General features: G+C 40.7%; 21 protein-coding genes and 1 other RNA gene. 4 read left to right on the forward strand and 18 right to left on the reverse strand.

All coding sequences use genetic code 11. From position 1 onward, the window contains the following. Positions 1–512: 512 nt before the first annotated feature. Positions 513–983: an IS200/IS605 family transposase gene (tnpA, locus tag ACZ42C_RS04405; RefSeq protein ID WP_464891329.1), complete on the forward strand. Its 471-nt coding sequence runs from the start codon at positions 513–515 to the stop codon at positions 981–983. 319 nt (positions 984–1,302) lie between these two features. Here tnpA and ACZ42C_RS04410 read toward each other — a convergent pair whose 3' ends face one another. From ACZ42C_RS04410 to ACZ42C_RS04435, 6 genes are all read right to left on the reverse strand, one after another. Next, positions 1,303–2,442 carry a THUMP domain-containing class I SAM-dependent RNA methyltransferase gene (locus ACZ42C_RS04410; RefSeq protein WP_461182793.1) on the reverse strand — a complete coding sequence of 380 codons (1,140 nt, stop codon included), beginning with the start codon at positions 2,440–2,442 and terminating at the stop codon, positions 1,303–1,305. Positions 2,443–2,614: 172 nt separating this feature from the next. Beyond that, positions 2,615–2,995, reverse strand: an RNA gene (gene rnpB, locus ACZ42C_RS04415) — RNase P RNA component class B. 81 nt (positions 2,996–3,076) lie between these two features. Then, positions 3,077–3,391, reverse strand: coding sequence for a cell division regulator GpsB (gene gpsB / locus ACZ42C_RS04420; RefSeq protein WP_461182792.1), 315 nt, complete (start codon positions 3,389–3,391; stop codon positions 3,077–3,079). Positions 3,392–3,619: 228 nt separating this feature from the next. Continuing rightward, positions 3,620–4,018 carry a cytidine deaminase gene (gene cdd, locus ACZ42C_RS04425; protein WP_461182791.1) on the reverse strand — a complete coding sequence of 133 codons (399 nt, stop codon included), beginning with the start codon at positions 4,016–4,018 and terminating at the stop codon, positions 3,620–3,622. Then, positions 4,015–4,398, reverse strand: a complete 384-nt coding sequence (locus ACZ42C_RS04430; RefSeq protein ID WP_461182790.1) for a DUF1798 family protein — start codon at positions 4,396–4,398, stop codon at positions 4,015–4,017. Before ACZ42C_RS04430 ends, cdd begins: the two co-directional genes overlap by 4 nt. Positions 4,399–4,497: 99 nt before the next feature. Beyond that, positions 4,498–4,707 carry a hypothetical protein gene (locus tag ACZ42C_RS04435; RefSeq protein ID WP_461182789.1) on the reverse strand — a complete coding sequence of 70 codons (210 nt, stop codon included), beginning with the start codon at positions 4,705–4,707 and terminating at the stop codon, positions 4,498–4,500. A 168-nt stretch (positions 4,708–4,875) separates the two neighbouring features. Here ACZ42C_RS04435 and ACZ42C_RS04440 point away from each other — a divergent pair, with 168 nt between their 5' ends. Further along, positions 4,876–4,980, forward strand: coding sequence for an acid-soluble spore protein SspM (locus tag ACZ42C_RS04440; RefSeq protein WP_461182788.1), 105 nt, complete (start codon positions 4,876–4,878; stop codon positions 4,978–4,980). 68 nt (positions 4,981–5,048) lie between these two features. Here the strand turns inward: ACZ42C_RS04440 and ACZ42C_RS04445 are convergent, their stop codons facing one another. Further along, positions 5,049–6,011, reverse strand: a complete 963-nt coding sequence (locus ACZ42C_RS04445; RefSeq protein ID WP_461182787.1) for a DUF2515 family protein — start codon at positions 6,009–6,011, stop codon at positions 5,049–5,051. A gap of 211 nt (positions 6,012–6,222) precedes the next feature. On the opposite strand from ACZ42C_RS04445, the gene recU reads away from it, so the two are divergent. Together recU and ACZ42C_RS04455 are read left to right on the forward strand one after the other, a co-directional pair. Next, entirely contained in the window at positions 6,223–6,819 is a 597-nt protein-coding gene (recU, locus tag ACZ42C_RS04450; protein WP_461182786.1) for a Holliday junction resolvase RecU, read from the forward strand. 18 nt (positions 6,820–6,837) lie between these two features. Continuing rightward, entirely contained in the window at positions 6,838–9,576 is a 2,739-nt protein-coding gene (locus ACZ42C_RS04455) for a transglycosylase domain-containing protein (RefSeq protein ID WP_461182785.1), read from the forward strand. 86 nt (positions 9,577–9,662) lie between these two features. Here ACZ42C_RS04455 and nth read toward each other — a convergent pair whose 3' ends face one another. The 11 genes from nth to ACZ42C_RS04510 form a co-directional block, all read right to left on the reverse strand. Further along, positions 9,663–10,316 (reverse strand): endonuclease III, encoded by a 654-nt coding sequence (nth, locus tag ACZ42C_RS04460; protein ID WP_461182784.1) that lies wholly within the window; start codon positions 10,314–10,316, stop codon positions 9,663–9,665. A gap of 4 nt (positions 10,317–10,320) precedes the next feature. Further along, complete coding sequence (locus tag ACZ42C_RS04465; protein WP_461182783.1) at positions 10,321–10,998, reverse strand: DnaD domain-containing protein; 678 nt, start codon at positions 10,996–10,998, stop codon at positions 10,321–10,323. A 182-nt stretch (positions 10,999–11,180) separates the two neighbouring features. Next, complete coding sequence (asnS, locus tag ACZ42C_RS04470; RefSeq protein ID WP_461182782.1) at positions 11,181–12,473, reverse strand: asparagine--tRNA ligase; 1,293 nt, start codon at positions 12,471–12,473, stop codon at positions 11,181–11,183. A gap of 16 nt (positions 12,474–12,489) precedes the next feature. Then, entirely contained in the window at positions 12,490–13,674 is a 1,185-nt protein-coding gene (locus ACZ42C_RS04475; protein ID WP_461182781.1) for a pyridoxal phosphate-dependent aminotransferase, read from the reverse strand. Positions 13,675–13,689: 15 nt separating this feature from the next. Beyond that, positions 13,690–14,214: a cell wall elongation regulator TseB-like domain-containing protein gene (locus ACZ42C_RS04480; protein WP_461182780.1), complete on the reverse strand. Its 525-nt coding sequence runs from the start codon at positions 14,212–14,214 to the stop codon at positions 13,690–13,692. A 352-nt stretch (positions 14,215–14,566) separates the two neighbouring features. After that, positions 14,567–17,371: an ATP-dependent DNA helicase DinG gene (gene dinG / locus ACZ42C_RS04485; RefSeq protein ID WP_461182779.1), complete on the reverse strand. Its 2,805-nt coding sequence runs from the start codon at positions 17,369–17,371 to the stop codon at positions 14,567–14,569. 157 nt (positions 17,372–17,528) lie between these two features. Then, positions 17,529–17,912, reverse strand: coding sequence for an aspartate 1-decarboxylase (gene panD / locus ACZ42C_RS04490; protein WP_461182778.1), 384 nt, complete (start codon positions 17,910–17,912; stop codon positions 17,529–17,531). A 6-nt stretch (positions 17,913–17,918) separates the two neighbouring features. Continuing rightward, positions 17,919–18,800, reverse strand: a complete 882-nt coding sequence (panC, locus tag ACZ42C_RS04495) for a pantoate--beta-alanine ligase (protein WP_461182777.1) — start codon at positions 18,798–18,800, stop codon at positions 17,919–17,921. Positions 18,801–18,814: 14 nt separating this feature from the next. Then, positions 18,815–19,642 (reverse strand): 3-methyl-2-oxobutanoate hydroxymethyltransferase, encoded by an 828-nt coding sequence (gene panB, locus ACZ42C_RS04500; protein ID WP_461182776.1) that lies wholly within the window; start codon positions 19,640–19,642, stop codon positions 18,815–18,817. A 2-nt stretch (positions 19,643–19,644) separates the two neighbouring features. Next, positions 19,645–20,640, reverse strand: coding sequence for a biotin--[acetyl-CoA-carboxylase] ligase (locus ACZ42C_RS04505; protein WP_461182775.1), 996 nt, complete (start codon positions 20,638–20,640; stop codon positions 19,645–19,647). After that, positions 20,616–21,818, reverse strand: coding sequence for a CCA tRNA nucleotidyltransferase (locus ACZ42C_RS04510; RefSeq protein WP_461182774.1), 1,203 nt, complete (start codon positions 21,816–21,818; stop codon positions 20,616–20,618). Before ACZ42C_RS04510 ends, ACZ42C_RS04505 begins: the two co-directional genes overlap by 25 nt. Between the last annotated feature and the right edge of the window lie 4 nt (positions 21,819–21,822).

The following is a 21,822-nucleotide window of genomic DNA, read 5'->3' on the forward strand; positions in this document are numbered from 1 at the left end:
CCTAATCTGCAGACAAAGAACGTCATATTTCAAGTTTTCCCTTTTAATCAAAAAACATACAAAAGCTGATCCACACAAGTGCTTAACGATAAAATGAGGCTGGGACATAACTTTAACGTCTAGAAGAAAATCCGAACAAATCATGGTGATAGAGTATCACCGGCTGCTCCGGGAATATACTTCGCTTTCACCACGGGCACAAGTGCGACATCTGGGACTGCGCGTAAATGCTCGTCCCACCGAAAAGCATTAATCAAACTCCCGTTGGTCGTTTTCTCAGTGTCTTCTTTGCCGCAGGCGGCTGATGAGCCTCCTTGCCCCGACAAGGGGTATGCCGACGTTGCCCGCAAAGGGCGTTTTTAGTCGGCCTTCATTATGATCTTTGAAAACCCCCGGCTATGCCGGGGGTTCCAGAGAGCTTCTAGCGTGGGGTCAAAAAAAGCCTCGCTTCATGGTAAGATTAGGTAGGTTTCCCGACCACCAAAATCTCACCATAGAAGGAGGCACGTCCAATGAAGGACAAGAATAGTTTAGCACACACGCAGTGGAGATGTAAGTACCATATAGTTTTTGCACCAAAATATAGAAGACAAATCATATATGGAAAATATAAAAGAAGTATAGGAGAAATAATCAGAGATCTCTGCGAAAGAAAAGGCGTTGAAATACACGAAGCAAATGCATGCAAAGACCACATTCATATGTTAGTTAGTATACCACCAAAATTGAGTGTGTCTCAATTCATGGGATACTTAAAAGGTAAAAGTAGTTTAATGATTTTTGACCGTCATGCGAATTTAAAGTATAGATATGGTAATCGAAAATTCTGGTGTCGAGGATTCTTTGTGGATACGGTGGGAAGAAATAAAAATCAAATTCAAGAGTATATACGAAATCAGCTTAGGGAGGATTACATGAGCGATCAATTAACATTATTTGAAGAATTTGATCCGTTCACCGGTAAGAAAAATAAAAAGAAATAAGAGATTCTTTAAGAATCAGTGAGTAAGTGTGGTGCAAAAGGGAAACCCATTCAGTGGGCCTTTTAGGCCGAGGCCGGTAACATAGGCTTTCAGCCGCAGAGCAAACCACCAGTTCACACTGGTGGTTTTGATTAATGTTGCCCTGCAGGGTCTCATCGATGCCTTTTATCCTGCTGGACAAGCAGCATTACATCTTCGTGAGAAAATGCATAGCATTTTCAAGGAGTCTCCGTATATTCCCGGAGCTGGGTAAGTGGTTTGTTTGGCTTTTTCTCCAATACAATTAGTTATGTCCCAGCCTCTATGTTAATCTGAGTTCTTACTTGTGAACGGATGATTTTTTTCCGAAGTACTGATAATAGTTGGTTTGGATGAAACCATTAAACAGCTTTCTTTTTTTGGTTGCCTTCGTGCCGTATTTGCTTTCAAACTGTTCAAAAGCAGTAAGAATATAAACACTCCAGCTTGGATGTTGTTTCATGATCCTTCCAAGCTCCTCGTACATTTCGGCAACTTTGCTTTTATCCCCGATACGTTCTCCGTATGGTGGATTTCCTATCAGGTATCCATTTTCTTTTTTGATTTGAAGGTCTTTTATCTGCAGCTGTTTCCAGTTGATTAGATCGCCGAGTCCTGCCTCTGTTGCATTTTTTACTGCAGTTTGTACAGCATTATGGTCAATATCCGACCCGTATATTTCCAGATCCTGATCGTATCTTGCTCTATCTTCTGCTTCCTCAAACGCTTCCTCCCAGTACTTGTCTTTGATGAAATTCCACTCTTCGGAAACGAATTCCCTGTTAAAACCCGGTGCAATGTTTTGACCGATAAGAGCAGCTTCAATCGGTATTGTGCCTGAGCCGCAAAACGGGTCAAGAAGTGGGTCATCAGGTTTCCAATTTGTCAGCATAACAAGTGCTGCAGCCAAAGTCTCTTTTAAAGGCGCATCACCTTGTCCAATCCGGTAGCCTCTTTTATGCAGACCCGCACCGGTTGTATCGATTGTCAAAACAGCTTCATCCTTTAATAATGCTACTTCCACTTTATAGAGGGGACCTGTTTCAGGCATGTTTTTTGCCAAACCGTACTTAAGCTTTAAGCGCTCCGCAATTGCTTTCTTTGTAATCCGCTGACAGTCTGGAACGCTGTAAAGCTTTGATTTAACCGATTTCCCGGTAACCGGAAATTTTCCTTCTTCCTCTATATATTCTTCCCATGGGAGCGATTTTACCGCTTCAAAGAGTTCATCAAAAGTGACAGCAGGAAATTTGCCGACTACGATTTTTACTCTGTCAGCTGTACGAAGCCATAAATTGCACCGCGGTATGGCTGATAACGGTGCGTCAAAAATAATTTTTCCATTCTCCACGTTTACCTCGTATCCCAGTTTCTTCACTTCGTCTGCAACGACGGACTCCAATCCCATGGCAGCTGTAGCCACCAATTTTACTTCTTTCATCCTGTTCAATCCCCTCACTTCAATTTATGGTTCGTTTGTATTTTTTCCGTATGTAAAATTGTCTTGCTTCTTGGCTCATCGTTAAGACTGCGGTTCCATTTGCATATAAAAAACCTTTCTTATAGAAAATACCATAAGAAAGGTTTATTCTTCCACTAAAGACCGTTAACTATTCGATAAGCCATGTTCTGTGCCATTGTACTGCTGGCGGTGGTCATCCTCGTACTCCGGCTGTAATCATCTATCTACAAGTTTTATAACTTGTCCCTTGTTCGGTTCCTTTTCCCTAATAAAGGGTGCCCCTACCATTGTTTGGGTTGCTCACTCGCGGGGTTTACCTCGTTCCACCTGTTATGTTTCCATAACAGCTACGTCACTGTGGCACTTTCAAGAATATCATTCCTTATCGATCTGACTTAGGAATTTATTCTGCCGTTAGCCGTTGATGGCTACCTTGACTTATGATTTCGTCAAGCACGAACACTACAAACATCGCAGTTTGTGTGAGCATGGACTTTCCTCTGTAAAATACTTACAGCGATTACATGAATAGTTAACTTTTATCACCTAAATGATTATACCATGGCGGTAACTTCATTTCAAGTTCACCTAAAAAGGCACAACAATCAGCCTTTTACCCGTCGGAATCAGCAAATTTCTTACCGAATACGGCTTTTTCCAAATTGGACAGCCGCTTTAAAACATCGTAATTTACCTGTGGAGCGGGCTGGCTTGGTGTTTGTCTTGTTCTTGTTTGCTCGTGGGAGCTTTTTTTCAGCCGCATGTTTTCCTGTTGAAGCCTTTCAATCTCCTGACGGAAGGTATCATAGTCTTTGATGATAATATCCAGGAATTCATCCACCTCTTCCTGGTTATATCCCCGCATTGTCGTTTTAAAATCCTTTTCAAGTATATCTTTTCCCGTTAACTGACCAATATTTGAACTCATCCCATCACCTCATTAAATGCCATATTTATTTCTTTTGATTTCATCATGGTTGCTCATGTTCATTGTATTAAAAAAATCTGGATTTAGACCATTATATTCATTATAGCAAAAAGGAAGGGAACTGAAAAACAGCACCCCTCCCTTTAGCGAAAAAAGCATATAACTTTTTTAATATAACACACAAATGAAGGCTTAAGATCGATGGATCAGCCAATTTGCTTGATAAAATTATTTTTCTGTCATGTCCGCATGTTCAAAAGAAAATGGCAGTAACTCTTCCATGGAGACTGTTTTTACGTCATGCTGCAAGTTTGTAAGATGAATAGCCATTGACTTGTCGAAAAATTCACTCATCACCTGCCTGCATGAACCACATGGAGGAACAGGCCTATTGGTGTCTGCAGCAACTGCCATTTCGGCAAACGCTGTTTCTCCATTGGAAATAGCTTTAAATATCGCAACTCGCTCAGCACAGCAGGATACAGGATACGCTGCATTCTCAATGTTGCATCCTGTATAAACCTCACCGGATTCAGTGAGCAGTGCTGCTCCTACGCGGAAGTTTGAGTATGGCACATAGGCATTTTTCATTATATTTCTTGCTTCAGTCAATAATTGTGATTTCAATGCTGGTCCCCTCCTGGTTCTGATTGGTCCCCCTCGATCTCCCTCAGCAGTTGGTCAAAAATATAGACAATGGAATTATGAAGCTCCATAAAGCGCTTTTGTTTTACATCAATATAGTAACTGTGCATTAGCATTAGTTCCATGTTTTCTCTGGTTGAAGTAACCTGTTGCGGATGCACATTTACTTTTCTTTCCTTTACAAGTTTTAATGTTTTTTCTTCCCACTCGTTCAACAATTGATAAATAGGTGCTGTTTCCTCTTTTACCTTTTGGAAGAATTCTCTGTCTTTCCTGTTTTCCGGAGGAGCGTTGGTTTTATATCTTTCTTTTAAGCGGGTCACATATCTCCTTAGGTTTTCAGTTTGTTCTTTTGCATTCATATTTAACAACCGCCTTTAATCAACCATGCTCCCTTCACTTTACCAGTTTTCTGCGGTTTTAGCATCTATTTTACAATTGGATGATGTCACCGCATTATATTATTTATTCCCTCTGCCGATCATTGTCTTTGTATAATATATTTTATTTTGCTGATCCTGATATTTATGCCATATTTCACTATCGATCTTCATCGTCAGTTTTTGATCCATCATTCGAATTTGATCCAATAACATTTGAAAGGAAGCTTCCACTTTTTGTTTCTGCACACCTGGTTCACCCATAGCATAACTTTTTTCCGCCAAAGCCATTTTTATCACCCTTTTCATAAAATTGTTTGCTTCATATATTCGATATTTATGCATGGTATCCTTTATGTTCGACAAAACTAGTAGTAAGGTTACAAAAGAAGTGGCATTGCGATCTTCTTTATGCCGCTGTGTAGAGTTGGTTTAATAAAGTAGGAAAGGAGCATCACGGTGAAGGAAAATAAGAACAAGGCGAAAAAAACGGAAAGCATCCGGACTAAATCATTAAAAAAAGGTGATAAAAAGCTGGACGGACCGAACAGGCCGTCAACATAAAAAGAGACCTATGGAAATTAAGCTGAATTGAAGCTGTAAAATCAGATTCGTTAGCGCAGGCAGGGAAATCAATGTTGCCTGCCTGCCACAGCTTTCTTAAAATGTGCATAAGCAAATAGTAAATTTCTCTTCCGGTAGAAAGTTTGGCCAATCTTCGTATTATCTATTTTGCTAATTTTGTTTCGCCATTTTCTTTTTACCCCTCTGTGTATAAACCAATCATGACGAAGGTGATCCTTATGAGTGATGGCTGGATAAATTAAGCGCAGCATCGGAGCATGAGGAAAGGAAAGATTCAAAAAGCGTTCATAATCTTTTCTCGAACCTGTATGCTCATGTGTTAACATAAAATCCAGGATGTGCTCATAAATATGGGGATGAAACATAATGGATGCAATTCGCTTTCCTAAAACTATCCTGTTTGTCAGGTTGGTAAAATTGTGTACATAAGCACCAAATAAACCATTTTTAGTAGGAAGTAAAACAGCACTCATCCAGAAAATATTCTGTAGCAAATATGGCATGCGGTGAAATACATGATGCTGAAAAAATGAATGCTTCACTACCGGAGACTGGATTACATTTTGTTCATTAATGATTAGGGATCTGACAAGCCTTTGCTTGTCCTGATGCTGCCAAAAATAATACCATTCCTTTATCATAAAACAGGAAACACGGAAGTTTCTCAGCAAATGAAACAAGGGCTTGTTGACTAATTTGGATTGATGGTATATAAGCAATTGAGGGTAGGCATCGGAAAATATGAGCCAATTTGCCCGCTCGTACGTCATAAACAGTTGAAAAAGCTCATTTTTGCCGAATAACTCTTGTAAAGGAGATAAATATAGATCCGTCATATTCCACCCTGCATTTCTTGAAACCATACTGGCTACAAGCGCCCATTCTATTTCAGGGTGCTGCAAATAATACTTCAGGTAGGCATCAGTCCGGCTAATATTGTCAGCATTATGTTTTTTTACCTTATTTATTATATAATGAAGTAAGGTATGATCCTTTTGTTTGGTATCCATAACTAAACCTGCCTTTTTCTAAATCGGCAGACAAAAAGTTTATACTTTAATCTGCATGTGTGCAAAGGGCTTCAAGGGATATACCTGGTGTGCCGATATAAGTTTAATATACGTTTTCTAACATTTAACTATCTGCAATTATTCCTATTTTATACATGAAGTGTGCTCCATGAACTCAAAGAGATGCAGCATAGTCCCGGGAGGGGGAAATATGAATTATCCTAATGGAAAAAAGAGAAACACTGCGCAAACAGGCAGAGCCGGAAAGGCACAGGAATATACAATGTATGGAAACAGGGGGATGACCCTCGAGGAAGATATCAATACAACTAATCAATATTATATGGAGGCAAATAAAGCAGTTATTCATAAAAAACCGACTCCTGTACAAATTGTCAGGGTGAACTATCCGAAAAGAAGTGCTGCGGTCATTACCGAGGCTTATTTCAAACAAGCTTCCACTACTGATTATAACGGAGTATACCGGCATAAATATATCGATTTTGAAGCCAAAGAAACCAAAAATAAAACAACGTTTCCTTTGGCAAATATACATGAGCATCAGATGGCACATATGAAATCAGCAGCAGATCACGGGGGAATTTGTTTTGTCATTATCCGGTTCCGTGTATATAATGAAACATATTATTTACCCTTTGAGAAACTTTTACCAATCTGGAACGACAAATTAAATGGCGGGAAGAAGTCCATCTCTTACCAACAGGTGAAAACAGAAGGGTTTCTGATCCCTTTGCAATATCAGGCAAGAGTTGACTACTTGGCTATTATAGATAAGCTTTACTTTTAGAGACGGAGGAATGGAGACATGGCAGATAACAGCCAAACTCGTACAGGAAGAAGACAGGCGAAAAAAACGAAAAAGAAACCATTATGGAAAAAGATTATGTTGGGCTTTTTACTTATTATATTATTAGCTGGATTGGGAGCCGGTGCTGTAGGTACCTACTGGATTATAACGGCGCCTGAATTGGATGCCGCGGAATTGTCCGACCCTTTATCATCCATTGTATTGGACCAGAATGAAGAAGTGGTGACAACTCTTGCAGGTGATGAGGATCGAACGAGAGTATCCTATGAAGATCTCCCTCAGGTTTTAATTGATGCCGTGGTTGCGACAGAGGATGCGCGATTTTTTGAGCATCCCGGAATTGATCTAAGACGGATAGGCGGTGCAGTTGTAGCCAATATTACACGTGGGTTTGGTTCTGAAGGAGCAAGTACCATTACACAGCAGGTAGTGGAAAATGCATTTTTGACACCGGATAAAAAATTAAGTGTAAAAGTACAGGAACAATGGCTGGCGCTTCAGTTGGAACGAAAGTTTACCAAAGAAGAAATCCTGGAAATGTACTTGAACAAAATATTTTTTGGTAACCGGGCCTATGGCGTGGCAAAAGCAGCAGAAACCTACTTCGGGAAAGATGATCTGCACGATCTAACACTTCCGGAAGCTGCTATTTTAGCGGGTTTGCCGCAGCGTCCGTCGGCCTATAATCCGTATAATAATCCTGAACTGACGGAACAAAGAATGAATACAGTTTTAAACCTGATGGTTCGTCATGAAAAAATAACACAGGAGGAAGCTGATGAAGCAAGAGAAGTGGATATCCCTTCCCTGCTTTCTGATGCAACGCCTGATGATTCCACCCCTTACCCCGGGTTTATTCAACAGGTGCAAAGAGAAGTAGAAGCGAAAGTGGATGGGGCCGATATTTATACCGATGGATTAAAAATATATACGACACTTGATACAGATGTGCAGGAGCATGTTGAATTTCTTCTTTCCGACGATGAAGGAAATCCAATCCCCTTTCCTGATGATGAAATGCAGGCCGGAATGGTTGTGCTGGATACGGAAAATGGTGCAATCAGAGCTGTAGGAGGAAAGAGAAATCAGCAGGGTGATGAGTATAACAATGCGATTCAAGGTGGCCAGCAGCCGGGCTCTGTTTTTAAGCCTATTACGGCGTATGGACCGGCGATAGAACATAATCAAATCTCAACGTACCATCAGCTGAATGATGATCAGCCTTATGAAGTAGAGGGGTCCAATCCAATCAGAAACTGGAATCGTTCCTATGCAGGCTGGATGACTGCCAGACATGCCTTAAATCAATCATTAAATGTTCCTGCCGTTAAAGTAATGGAAGAAGTAGGCCGGGAAAATGCAAAACCATTTGCGGAAAATCTGGGAATTAATTTTGCTGGTGATTATATGGATATCCGTGAGGCCATTGGTGGTACAGATACAAATGCTACCCCGCTGCAAATGGCGGGTGCTTACCGCGCTTTTGCCAATGAAGGGATTTATAATGAACCATATGCCGTAACCAAAGTTGAATTTCCCGACGGCAGAACAGTAGAGCTAAAACCGGAGCCGGAAGCTGTCATGTCTGACTATACGGCATATATGGTTACGGATATGCTGAAGACGGTAGTGACTGAGGGTACTGGTACAAATGCCAATGTGCCGGGAATTCCGGTTGCGGGAAAAACCGGAACGACAAGTTTACCGGATGAATCCGGAAGTCCCGACTCGTGGTTTGTCGGATATTCGACGAATTACACCGTCTCAGCCTGGACGGGCGGATACCCTAATCGTGCACCAATCCCAAGTGGTCACACACAAGTACCACATGCGCTGTTTAAAAATACCATGCAGGAAATTTCCGAGGGCATTGATACACCCGATTTCACCAGGCCCGACTCCGTGGTTGAAGTACAAGTGGAAAAAGGATCTAACCCAGCTGCCCTGCCGAGTGATTACACGCCTTCTTCGGAAATTGTAACGGAACTGTTTGTGAAAGGAACAGAACCATCAAGCACTTCAGAAAGGTTTGATGAACTGGATTCGGTCAGTGGCTTAACAGCTGCATATAATGCCGAAACCAATTCCATCGAAGTTGAATGGGATTATGAAGGCAGTGAGGATGTAACCTTTGATGTGAGTGTGAGTGTAGACGGTGGTGGGATGCAAAGTCTCTCTTCAACTGAGGACACCAGCATAGAAATTTCCGAAGTGGAATCAGGTTCTGATTATGAAATTCAAGTCGTTGCCGTCAGCAATGATAATGATATGGAAAGTGAGCCGAGAACAACAACAGTCCGCGTACCAGAGGAAGACGAAGAGGAAGAACAGGAAGAGAATGAAGAAGAAAACGAAGAGGACAATGGCGGAAACATCCCCCCTGTTAATGGCTTAAGTGCATCATATGATGAAGGAAATGGCCTGATTGATGTAACGTGGAGCTATAACGGACCACCGGCTTCCTTTGAAGTAGACGTCAATGGTGATCAGACGCAAACGGTGGAATCCAATGGAATTGAAATAAGTGGAGCAACACCGGGACAGGATTATACGATAAACGTAACACCGATCGGCCAACAAGGAGCCAATGAAGGTGTAAGGGGCGATACCCAAAGCACATCTGTTTCTGTGCCTGAAGAAGAAGATGATGATGAAGACGATGATGATGAAGACGATGATGATGAAGATGATGATGAGGATGAAGAGCAGGACGAGGAAGATGATGGAAATGGGTAAAAAAATTGAAAAAGAGGTAGACTCCGAACGGGGTTTACCTCTTTTTTATGATGAATGCTGTCTTTTTGATCAATAATGTTAAAAAATTATTGCTGTATTTTTTTCATCCTTTTCTTCCCTTCCCTGCATACTTCCAGCAAAGGGCATTCCGGGCAATTCGGATTTCTCGCTTTACAGTGGTACCTTCCGAAAAAAATCATACGATGATGCGTAGCGCTCCACTCTTCTTTCGGGACTTTTTTCATTAAGGTCTCTTCCACTTCCAGTACGGAATCCTTCCATCTGCAGAAAGCGAGACGTTTGGACACACGTTCCACATGCGTGTCCACGGCGATGGCGGGTTCGTTAAACGCGACAGATGCAACCACATTGGCAGTCTTGCGCCCTACCCCGGCTAATTTCATTAATTCCGTTTTGGAACGTGGCACTTCACCGCCATAGTCATCTATAAGCATCTGACAGAGCTTTCTTATATTTTTTGCCTTATTCCGGTACAGTCCAATAGACTTAATATTCCTTTCCAGCTCCATCAATGGAACTGCCAAATAATCTTCAGGTGTCTTATATTTTTTAAATAAATCTGCAGTTACCTTATTTACCAAAGCATCGGTGCACTGTGCAGACAAAAGCACCGCTATTACTAACTCAAAAGGGTTTTGATGATTCAGTTCACATTGGGCATCAGGAAACATCCTTTCCATTTCATCGAGGCAAAACCTTATCTGGGCTTTTGTTAACATGATCCTAGTCTTCTCCTTCCAGCCAGTTATAATAAAAAGAGGTGTCTCTTTTGGCGGCAGTATACTGTTGTGTGCTCTTTTGTGCAGTGTGGAATTTCTTGCTCTCATTCCGGGCGTCTTCCACCGAGCGAACCCCTTTCTTCTTCCAATCCCTCAAGATCCGGTCTATATATTTGAAGTTCAATTTCCCCATCAGGACAGATTCCCTTAACCCTGCTTTTATCAAAGAAGGAGGCAGCTTATCTTCGTCCAGCCAGGCGTTAATTGTTTCTATTTCAAACGGGGACAGCGGTCTTCCGAACTCCTGCTCAAATAAAATAAATATAGTTCCTTCCGTATTCTCTTTGGAAGGTTTTTCTGTATATAATGTTTCCAATAAAGGACCCAGGCTGTATACCTCACTTATTTTATTATCCTCATCCTCCCGCTGTTCAATGGCCAATATGTTCTTTTGAATCAGTTTTCGGAGTATATTTGCACATTCCCTTTCATCCACTGTTAACGGTTCGGCCAACTCATATGGTGTTGGGAAATTATTTTTTTCCTGGAGAAAACGTTGAATCTGTAAAATCACCATTACGTCTTTTTCATTTAATCCTAAAGCTGTATAGGATGTAAGTAATCTGGTCGGTATATGAATTTGGTTTAAAAGCATTTCCTGCAGTGGAAGATCATTTAACATCGTTTCACCCCCCGGCTATTATAGCATGAACTTGTTGGACAGGATGGTTACAGTGCTTTAAAAAATTAAAAGGGGCCGAACCCTTATGAGGACAGTGAGTCAAGAAATGATCATAAAACTACTGCCTTTAATTAAGAATCAGCCCATATAATATACTGCATTATTTTATTTCCGAGACTACATTAAGGATATAAGCGGTTCAGCAACCGAGGAAATGGAATGGTTTCCCTCACATGATCTGTTCCGGAGAGCCAGGCTACTGTTCTTTCCAGTCCCAGTCCAAACCCGGAGTGCGGAACACTTCCGTATTTTCTGAGCTCCAGGTACCAATTATAAGCTTCCCCTTCCAACCCGTGCTCCTTGTATCTTTCTTCCATTAATGCCAGGTCATCGATACGCTCCGAACCGCCGATAATTTCTCCGTAACCTTCCGGTGCGATTAAGTCTGCACATAAAACCACTTCCGGACGGCCGGGAACAGGTTTCATATAAAATGCTTTAATTTCAGCCGGATAATTTGTTATAAACACGGGCATATCAAAGTTTTCGGCAATAGCTGTTTCATGTGGGGCTCCAAAGTCCTCGCCCCATTCAATGTCCGTAAATCCTTTTTCCTTCAATAATTCAATGGCGTCGTCATACGTAATCCGAGGAAATGGTGCCTTTATTTTTTCCAGTTTTGACGTATCTCTTTCCAATACATTCAATTCCAGCTTACAATTTTCGAGTACACTCGAAACTACAAAGCTTACATATTTTTCCTGTATTTCCAGGCTTTCGTCATGTTCCACAAAAGCCATTTCAGGCTCAATCATCCAGAATTCAATCAAATGTCTTCTGGTTTTTGATTTTTCCGCGCGGAAGGTCGGACCAAAGGAAAACACCTTGCCAAAAGCCATGGCCGCAGCTTCCAGATAGAGTTGTCCACTTTGGGACAAGTAAGCTTCTTCATCAAAGTATTGTGTATGAAACAGCTCTGTTGTTCCTTCGGCGGACGCACCGGTTAAAATCGGCGGGTCAATCTTAACGTATCCATTATCGTTGAAAAATTGATAGGTTGAACGGATGATTTCATTCCGCACTTTCATAATGGCATGCTGTCTTTTCGATCGCAGCCAGAGATGACGGTGATCCATCAGAAATTCAGTCCCGTGTTCCTTTGGTGTAATTGGATAATCCACCGCTTCGTGAATCAGTTTTATATCACTTACCTGCATTTCATACCCGAACGGGGATCTCTTATCTTCCACAATTTTGCCGGTTATGTACATGGAGGACTCCTGATTCATATTTTTGGCAAGTTGAAAAGTGTCTTCACTGACATCACTCTTTGCGACTACCCCTTGCATAAATCCGGTTCCGTCCCGTAATTGCAAAAAGGCTATTTTACCGCTTGAACGTTTATTATGAAGCCAAGCACCAATGGTTACCGTTTGTTCTTTATATTGGGATACCTGAGAAATTGTAGTCTTCACCATATTTCCTCCTTTTTTAGGCTTGATGGTTCATTACAAACCGTTTAATTCTTTTCGCTGCTTCTTTTAAATCTTCAGTTGATGTGGCATAAGATAAGCGTACATTATCCGGTGATCCGAATCCTGAACCAGGAACCAATGCCACTTTTTCTTCTTCAAGTATTGCGCTTACCCATTCATCCACTGTGGAGAACCCGTTACTTTCTGCTGCCTTTTTCACATTGGGAAAAAGATAAAATGCTCCTTTTGGTTTAATGCAGGTCACATGTGGAATATCATGGAGCAATTCATATAATAGCGCCAGTCTATCGGCGAATGTTTTTTTCATTTCTTCCAGATTGCCTTCCTTTTCTTCATATGCTGCCAAAGCGGCATACTGGGCAATGGATGTCGGATTGGACGTGGAATGAGAAGCAAGATTCGTCATCGCTTTAATAATTCTTCCCGGCCCTGCTGCATAGCCAATCCTCCAGCCGGTCATGGAATGGGATTTGGAAACACCATTGATAACGACTGTCTGCGCCTTTAACTCATCGGAAAGTTGTGCGATGGACACATGTTCTTCATCGGTGTAAATTAGTTTTTCATAAATCTCATCGGAAACAATGATCAGATTATGTTTTAAACAGATTTGTCCAAGCTTTTCCAGTTCCTCTTTTTCGTACATCACACCTGTAGGGTTACTCGGAGAGTTAATAATAACTGCTTTTGTTTGATCGGTAATTGCCTGTTCCAGTTCTTCGGGTGTTAATTTAAACCCATTTTCTTCACTTGAATTCACATAAACAGGCACACCGCCGGCCAGTTTAATCTGCTCCGGATAGCTTACCCAATATGGTGCCTGGACAATAACTTCATCACCTTCGTTCAACAATACTTGAAATAATGTATATAATGCATGCTTGGCTCCTGCTGTTACAATGATTTCATCTGTCTGGTAATCAAGTTGGTTATCAGTGCTGAACTTATGGCTGATGGCTTCTTTCAATGCCGGAATGCCACCGGAAGGAGTGTATTTTGTCATTCCCTCGTCCATTGCCTTTTTGGCAGCCTGGAGAATGTAATCCGGGGTATTGAAATCGGGTTCCCCGGCACCAAGTCCAATAACATCATACCCCTTTGCTTTCAACTCTTTTGCTTTGGCTGTAATGGCCAATGTTGAAGATGGTGTTAATGTCTTTACCCTTTTTGCTAATTCCATGAAGGAATCCCCTTTCTATTTAAACATTTGCGTAAAACGATATTGTTCGTAACGCTCTCCGTTATAAATGGAGACATAATCCAAAATATATCTGTCTGACTCATCAATATAAGTTAATTCCCAAAGCACATTTTCGTCAATGATTGCAGGTACTGCTTTTATAAATTCACAATCAGAACATATTTCTTCCCATTGGTTCAAAATAGTTTCCTCGGATACAATTTCGGATTGATCAATTACTGTTAAATTCTTTTCATTGCCTTCCAAAGGATAAAAAATGATCTTTCTTTCATTGGCTTCATTTTCTCCGAATACAACATGATAAGCTTCTGAACCATTGAACTGTTCTATGTTATCAATGGAAACCAGCGAGGTGGCATCCAGTATCTGTGATTCGGTTTCCGCATAGCCTTCCGTTTTGCTGCCCACAATATCCTGATACAGGTAAATACTAAATGCAGCAGCCGAAATAAACAGGACCAATAAAATTATCGAGGTCCATATAAAAATTTTTTTAACTTTAGACATTTGGTTGTCCATGTATGACCATCCCAACAATTAAGTCTCGCCCGAATTCGACATGTATATTGCTGTTAAAATTTCCATCCCATTATCAAAATTTGTTAGTTATAGGTTACGCCAAATTACAGATAATAAAATTACGTCGATCAAGGAGAGCTAAATTATATTTACAGTATAACAGAACAGGGATAAATTACTACCTGGATTTAGTGGCAATCGACAAAATTCTTCCAACCTATACCGATTTTTGCTGCTGATGTTTTTAATATCAGCAGCTTTTTTTCATCCCTTTCCTGCAATATCCCGGCTTTATGCGGTAACTGGCATTCAGTGCAATTTATACTCAGATTGGTATGTGTAACCTTATTCTTTAAAACCACTCTTTTGCCTTTTGCATCAGTTCTTTAGTTGAACTGTTAGTCAAGGGCACTTCCGGGATGGATTCTATAAAGTATTTACCGTATCGGGCATTGATAATCCGAGTGTCGCAAATAAATACAATGCCACGGTCTCCTTTTGAACGGATCAGCCTGCCAAACCCCTGTTTAAAACGAATGACAGCATTTGGTAAAGCAAGTTCCATAAAAGCATTTCTGCCGGCATTTTTTAAATACGAGGATTTTGCTTCGTATTTCGGGTGGTCTGGCGGCTGAAATGGAAGCCTCACAATCATCAGCGCGGATAAGTCCTCACCTGGTATGTCCACCCCTTCCCAAAAGGAGCTTGTGCCCAATAATATCGCCTGCTCAAATGTTTGAAAGTTTTTCTTTAACCTGGATCGGCTGCTGCTTGAGATTCCCTGTGCCAATAATACAAACCGTTGTGATTCCATACTTTCCTTTAAGAGGTAGTATGTTTTCCGGAGCATATCATACGATGTAAACAATACGAGCATTCTTCCGGAAGTAACCTCTGCCAAGGACAGGATAGCTTCACTGGTTGCGTAAATAAAATCTTCCTGCTTTCCATATTTAATGTCAGGAAAGTCGTTTGGAATGAACAGCTGTACCTGGCTTTGATAAGAAAAAGGCGAATCAATTTTTTCAGTTATAAGCCGTTCTTCATCCATACCAAGCTCGTTTTGAATAAAAGCAAATGATTTTTTCATGGTAAGCGTGGCACTTGTTAAGATAACACTTTCTTTTTTATTAAAGAAATCACTGGATAAGATACCGGACATATCAATAGGCTCACTGTAAAGATATACAGCATTTTTTGCTCCGAAGGCTTCAATTTCAATCCATTTTACGTGCTCCTTCGAATCCCCTGTTAAAAACAGCTGTTCCATCCGGTCAATGAACGATTGTATCGTTTCCATATTTCCTTTCAATTCATCTTTATCCATTTTATCGGAATTTTTCTGTTTGGCAAACGATTCCTCCACCATGGATAGGATATGAATTAAATCGCGTAAATAAAAGATCAATCTGGCAACCATTTCGGTGATCAATTTCCACCTGTCCGATTTTTCTTTTTCATTCTCAAACCTGTACTGAGTACGTCCAATATCGCTTAAAGATGTATCTCTGTTATTTTGTTCTACAACATATTGAAATATTTGCCGGAACAAATCATCTATCTCATTTTTGGCATTTGTCATGATCTCATCCCATTTACTTAGAGGAAGATGATCGGTGTTTCCATCATACTTACTTAATATTTTAGCTAATAATTTGGATTCATCGCCGTAGAGCCCAAGCTGACTTAATGTGTAAAGCATATTTGCATAATCTATTTTCAATCCATAATGACCGGCTGCAATTTCCTGAAAGTGATGCGCTTCATCAATGACCATTTTCTCATACGCAGGCAATATCCCATAATCATTAAACATATCTGTACAGACTAAAGCGTGGTTGGTAATAATAATATCGGCTTTCTGAGCCAACCTTTTCGCTTTTTGGTAGTAGGATTTCTTAAACCAAGGTGAATATGTATCTGTATACCCTTCTTTATCTGTAGAAACACGCTGATAAAATAAATATCCGCTGGAAGGCAATTGGATTTCATCAATATCCCCTGTTTCTGTTTCTGTCAGCCAAACGAGAATCACCGCTTTTGTCAGAGCTATATCATAGTTATCATGCACTGTTTCAGCAAGTTCTTTTTCAAACTTCTCCAGACTGATGTAGTGTGTTTTCCCTTTAATCAAAGCAATGGAAAAAGGAATGGGAAGCAACTTTCTGATTAATGGAATTTCCTCCTCAAGCAGCTGGGATTGCAATTGTGTTGTAAATGTACTTACAACGATTCGTTTCCTCGTTTTTAATGCTTCGTATATGGCTGGCAATAAGTATGCAAGTGACTTGCCTGTTCCGGTTTCCGCTTCTATAAGTGCGTGTTTATGTGATTGAAAAGCATCGTGGATGGTCTCGGACATTTCACGCTGTCCTTCTCTTTTTTCATAATCTGGTAAAGTTTGCTCCAGTGCTCCGTCTTTCTCATAAATCTCATCCAAATAATCCCCGAAAGAAGTATCGATCTGTACATCTTCTTTTTCCGTTTCCTCTATTTCTTTAAATGCCAATCCACGGTATGTCTCTATTTGAGGTGGATTTATAGGTGAAAAGGCTGTTTCTTCCAGCTGTTTATTTAATAAAGGTTCCAAATCGGATTTTAGTTTTTTTTCCAATTTTAACAAGTGCTCCACCGTTTCATATGGCAGTGTAGTCAGCTTATTCTTTAATTTTATTAGTAACTTGGCAGTAACGTATGCATCAGAACCGGCTCGGTGAGGGTCATCATGATAAATTTCCAGGAATTCGGTTAATTGACTTAACTTAAAACTTGGCGCTTTCGGGTATAATATTCTGGAAAGCTCTACAGTATCGATAATGGGAACCGTCAATTCTTTCATACCAATACGTTTTAATTCGCCGTTTAAAAAACCCAGGTCAAAGGGAACGTTATGGGCTACAAGATAGCTGTCTTTAAAAAAAGCAGTTATCTCTTCCGCCTTTTCCCGAAATGTCGGAGCTTCCGCCACATCTTCATCATCTATACCGGTTAAATTGGTGATAAACGACGGGATTGACTTTCCGGGATTTAAAAATGTAGTATACTCCTCTATTATTTCATCATGGGCAACCACCGTAATACCCACCTCAATAATCCTGTCCCCTTTTGCCGGTGATTGACCTGTCGTTTCCAGGTCTATAACTGTATATCTTTCCATACTTTCACCCCTTTTCATACAGATCATACCCAGCACGGTTGGCTGAAGCTGCGTCAATAAAATTACATATCTTTAACCTTTATCTCCTATATGTGCTCAGCTTGAATAAAAAAACCCTTATCCATTAATCCGATAAGAGCTTTAGGCTTTTGTATTCCTATAATTCCGTTAATGGCGGTTCTTCTTCAATGAGTTTTTCGATTTGATTGTTCTCATTTAATATAGCGATTTTTGGTTTATAGGAATCCAATTCTCCTTCAGATACTATAGCATAGGAAATAATAATGACAGTATCGCCCTTTTGTACAAGCCTTGCAGCTGCACCATTTAAACAAATAACACCTGAATCTTTTTCGCCGGAAATGACATAGGTTTCCAGGCGGGCACCATTATTATTATTGACAACCTGTACTTTTTCATGGGGAAGAATGCCGACTTTGTCCATAAGTTCCCGATCTATTGTAATACTGCCTACATAATTTAAGTCAGCTTCTGTTACGGTTGCCCGGTGAAGCTTTGCCTTCATCATTGTACGAAACATATCTGGTTACTCCTCTGGTTTAAATACATGGATTAATTGGCCATTTTGGTCAAAAGACAGATTATCAATTAACCTTGCTTTTTTGAAATGAACTGCTGCAGCCAGTATAACTTGCCGATCAATTTTTTTCACGGGTTTTAATTCCGGGTAGCTTAACAGTTCCACATAATCAATGTCTCCATTTGTATTATTTCTGATTGAATCCATAACCTCTTTTTTTATCATAGCAGGATTTTTTTCTCCGTCAACAACGAATTTCTGTCCCATTTGCAATGATTTATATATCCATAAAGCTTCTTCTCTTTCTTCTCTCGTTAAATGAACATTTCTTGAGCTTTTGGCAAGTCCGTCTTCTTCCCGTATAGTTGGAAGGCCGATTAATTGGACGGGGAAATTCAAATTGCGAATGAGCATATCCACTACAGCAACCTGCTGTGCATCCTTCATACCAAAATATACTCTTTCCGGATTTGTCATATGAAACAGTTTTGTGAGTACAGTAATAACACCGTCAAAATGTCCTGGTCTCGATCGTCCGCATAACACATCCGTTCGATCTGTTACATGCATGGAGATCTGCTTTTTTTCAGGATACATTTCTTCTATTTCAGGAATAAACAATATGTCTACTCCTGCTTCTCTTGCCAGCTTTTCATCTCTTTTCTCGTCACGGGGGTATTGATCAAAGTCTTCATTTTCTCCAAACTGGAGTGGATTGACAAATATACTGGCAATGAGGATATCATTTTCTTTTCTTGCCTCTTTCATTAAACTCAGATGGCCTTCATGGAGATATCCCATTGTAGGAACAAAACCAATTTGTTTATTTTGTCTGATCAGAGTTTTTGTTTTATTGCTTAATGATTGAACAGAACGTATAATTTCCACTTTGATCCCCACTTTTAAATTTTTGGTAAGTTTGATTTGTCTTTCATAATAAATGAATGTTTCTCCGTTGGGAATGCTTGTGATTTTACATCCGATATATATGCTTTAACCGCTTCATTTCCACGCTGATTGAAATCTCCGTATGGCTGAACAAATTTCGGCAGCCGGTCGACTCCGTATTTTAGAATATCATGATAAACCAATACCTGGCCATCACAATGAATTCCTGCTCCAATGCCAATCGTAGGTATGGCAATGTCCTCTGTTATTATTTCAGCCAATTCTTTAGGCACACATTCAAGTACAAGTGCAATCGCTCCTGAATCAGCAATCTGTCTGGCATCATCAAGCAATTTTTTAGCAGCTTTTTTATCTTTCCCCTGCACTTTGAAGCCGCCCAGTACATTGACGGATTGAGGGGTCAGGCCAATGTGTGCCGTGACCGGGATTCCTGCTTCTGTTAAGCGTTTTATTAGTTCCAGTATCTCATCTGAAGCCCCTTCGACTTTTACTGACTGTGCGTCGGTTTCCTGAATGATTTCCCGTGCATTCTTTAATGATTCCTCCATGGAAATATGATAGGACATAAACGGCATGTCCACTACGGTAAATGTATCCGGTGCTCCGCGCCTTACTGCTTTTGCATGGTGGATCATATCACCGACAGTCACTTGAATTGTTGATGAATAACCTAGCACAGTCATGCCCAATGAATCTCCTACTAAAATCATGTCCACCCCTGATTCCTGGGCAGATTTTGCTGACGGATAATCATAGGCTGTAATCATGGCAATTTTGTCTTTTTCATCTTTCATTTTTTTCAGATCATTTCTCGTTAACATAATTATTCCCCCTTGTTTTTAAACCAGTCAATTTCTGCTGAATATAACGTGGTTAGTTTTCCGTCCTTTTCCTCAATCACCAATGCTCCATCATCGGATATTCCTTTGAACAAAGCCTCCCAGCTTTCGTTCATCGTCTTAATTTGAATTTTTTGGCCCAGTTTAAAGCCGTAGCTCTCCCATTTTTTCTTCACTCCCGCAAATCCATTTTCCATATAGGAGTTGTATGCCTTTTCAAATGTGGTCAACATATTTTGGAAGACATCTCTCAATGGCCAGTGTTGTCCCGATGCCTCTTTCAAAGAAGTGGCCTGCTTCTCAATGATATTTCCATTCAGCTCTTCTGCTTCCTGATTCACGTTCAAGCCAATCCCGATTACAATGTACTGGATCCGATCCTGTTCTGCCTGCATTTCCGTTAATATACCGGCACATTTCTTTTCATTGATCAGTACGTCATTCGGCCATTTAATCATTGGCTTGATTTGTGTATGTTTTTTTATAGAATCAGCTAAAACTGTAGCAGTCAGAAGTGTCAGCTGAGGTGCAAGCTGTGGCTGGATATCCGGGCGCAGGATGATACTGAGCCATAATCCTTTATTTCTTGCAGAATGCCACGGTCGGTTCATTCTTCCTTTTCCTTCTATTTGTTCATCAGCTATGACGACTGTACCATGCGGTGCATGATTGCGTGCAGCCTCATGTGCAATATGCTGGGTGGAGGTAACCGTTTCCTCATGTATCAACTTTCTTCCCGCCCATACTGTATCCAGCCCCCATTTAAGTGTGTTTTCACTTACTTTATCCGGAAAACCAGTGATGCGGTAACCCTTTTTGGATTGTGCCTCTATTTGATAACCATCCTTCTTCAGCTCATTCATGTGCTTCCAAATTGCACTTCTGGAAATATTTAACGCTTCAGATAATGCCTGTCCGGAAACAAACCCGTCTCTTTCTTTTGCCAATAGGCTGATTAGCTTATCTCGGGTGGATTCCATTTTATCCACTCCTTTATTTCCTGATTATGGTTATTTAATTTACCGGTAACCACCGCTTTTTCCACGCTGTTTAATGTCCTTTGCATCCATGGCCCTTTTTTGGCTTCCGGAAATAAGCCGATTAAGTCATGGCCATTAAAATCAAGGTCATCTTTTGAATGAATCGGCAATTGCTCTGCAGTGTATTTAAGCTCCTGCAAAGAAAGTTCTTTATTGATCTGCAGGCAATGGATCAAACGGATAAAGCCTTGAAAATATAGTTCTTTCAATTTATATACAAGCCAAGGGTGGATGCCAAAGTTAATATAGTCCAAGAGGGCTGTATGCAGCTGAAGTGCTTCCTCTTTCGTTTTATTGGAGCACTTCCACTGTTTTACCCATTCCTGTATGGATACACTGTCTTCCAGGAAATGCATGAGTGCAATGAGCTCTCCGAATGACTGCAAGGGCAGCATCGGTTTCGGGAGCTGATGGATCAGGTCGGGATTATCCTTTATAATCGGCAGTTCGGTGTAAACACCGGATGTCTTTAGATATTCCAGTCCCTGATTGATAGACTGCCCCGAAAAAAACTTCGCCAGCTCGTTTTGTATCCGCTCCATGGCGAGGCTTCTTATAGAATGCTTTACTTTTTTCATTGCCTGCATCGTATCCCCGTGAATCGTAAACCCGAGCCTGGATGTAAATCGCAGTGCCCGTATAATTCGAAGCGGGTCCTCCTCGAAACGGTCCACTGCATTTCCGACTGTACGTATTAATTTATTTTGGAGATCTTTTCTGCCCTGAAACAAATCGATAATACACCCTCTTTTATCCATGGCAAGTGCATTGATTGTAAAGTCTCTTCGTTTAAGATCCTCATCAATTTGGTCAATAAACTCCACGGAATCAGGATGGCGCTGGTCCGTGTAGTTGCCATCAATCCGAAAGGTGGTCACTTCATAAGATGCATGCTCATGGCGGACAATGACTGTGCCGTGTTCTATGCCAACCGGGATTACTTTGGGAAAAAGCTGTTTTATTACTTCAGGGGAAGCGGATGTGGCAATATCTATATCGCCGATGTCCTGTTTTAGCAAATAGTCACGTACACAGCCGCCGACAAAATATGCTTTATAGTTGTGGCGTTCGATTTGTTCTATAATTGGTTTTGCCTTCTTAAACGGTTGTGGAAGCATAGGA

This window comes from Virgibacillus kimchii (assembly GCF_055379185.1).

Coding starts and splice junctions, on each gene's coding strand:
- tnpA (WP_464891329.1), top strand. CDS start 513: ATGAAGGACAAGAATAGTTTAGCACACACGCAGTGGAGATGTAAGTAC.
- ACZ42C_RS04410 (WP_461182793.1), bottom strand. CDS start 2,442: ATGAAAGAAGTAAAATTGGTGGCTACAGCTGCCATGGGATTGGAGTCC.
- gpsB (WP_461182792.1), bottom strand. CDS start 3,391: ATGAGTTCAAATATTGGTCAGTTAACGGGAAAAGATATACTTGAAAAG.
- ACZ42C_RS04430 (WP_461182790.1), bottom strand. CDS start 4,398: ATGAATGCAAAAGAACAAACTGAAAACCTAAGGAGATATGTGACCCGC.
- ACZ42C_RS04435 (WP_461182789.1), bottom strand. CDS start 4,707: ATGGCTTTGGCGGAAAAAAGTTATGCTATGGGTGAACCAGGTGTGCAG.
- ACZ42C_RS04445 (WP_461182787.1), bottom strand. CDS start 6,011: ATGGATACCAAACAAAAGGATCATACCTTACTTCATTATATAATAAAT.
- recU (WP_461182786.1), top strand. CDS start 6,223: ATGAATTATCCTAATGGAAAAAAGAGAAACACTGCGCAAACAGGCAGA.
- ACZ42C_RS04455 (WP_461182785.1), top strand. CDS start 6,838: ATGGCAGATAACAGCCAAACTCGTACAGGAAGAAGACAGGCGAAAAAA.
- nth (WP_461182784.1), bottom strand. CDS start 10,316: ATGTTAACAAAAGCCCAGATAAGGTTTTGCCTCGATGAAATGGAAAGG.
- ACZ42C_RS04465 (WP_461182783.1), bottom strand. CDS start 10,998: ATGTTAAATGATCTTCCACTGCAGGAAATGCTTTTAAACCAAATTCAT.
- ACZ42C_RS04475 (WP_461182781.1), bottom strand. CDS start 13,674: ATGGAATTAGCAAAAAGGGTAAAGACATTAACACCATCTTCAACATTG.
- ACZ42C_RS04480 (WP_461182780.1), bottom strand. CDS start 14,214: ATGGACAACCAAATGTCTAAAGTTAAAAAAATTTTTATATGGACCTCG.
- dinG (WP_461182779.1), bottom strand. CDS start 17,371: ATGGAAAGATATACAGTTATAGACCTGGAAACGACAGGTCAATCACCG.
- panD (WP_461182778.1), bottom strand. CDS start 17,912: ATGTTTCGTACAATGATGAAGGCAAAGCTTCACCGGGCAACCGTAACA.
- panB (WP_461182776.1), bottom strand. CDS start 19,642: ATGTTAACGAGAAATGATCTGAAAAAAATGAAAGATGAAAAAGACAAA.
- ACZ42C_RS04505 (WP_461182775.1), bottom strand. CDS start 20,640: ATGGAATCCACCCGAGATAAGCTAATCAGCCTATTGGCAAAAGAAAGA.
- ACZ42C_RS04510 (WP_461182774.1), bottom strand. CDS start 21,818: ATGCTTCCACAACCGTTTAAGAAGGCAAAACCAATTATAGAACAAATC.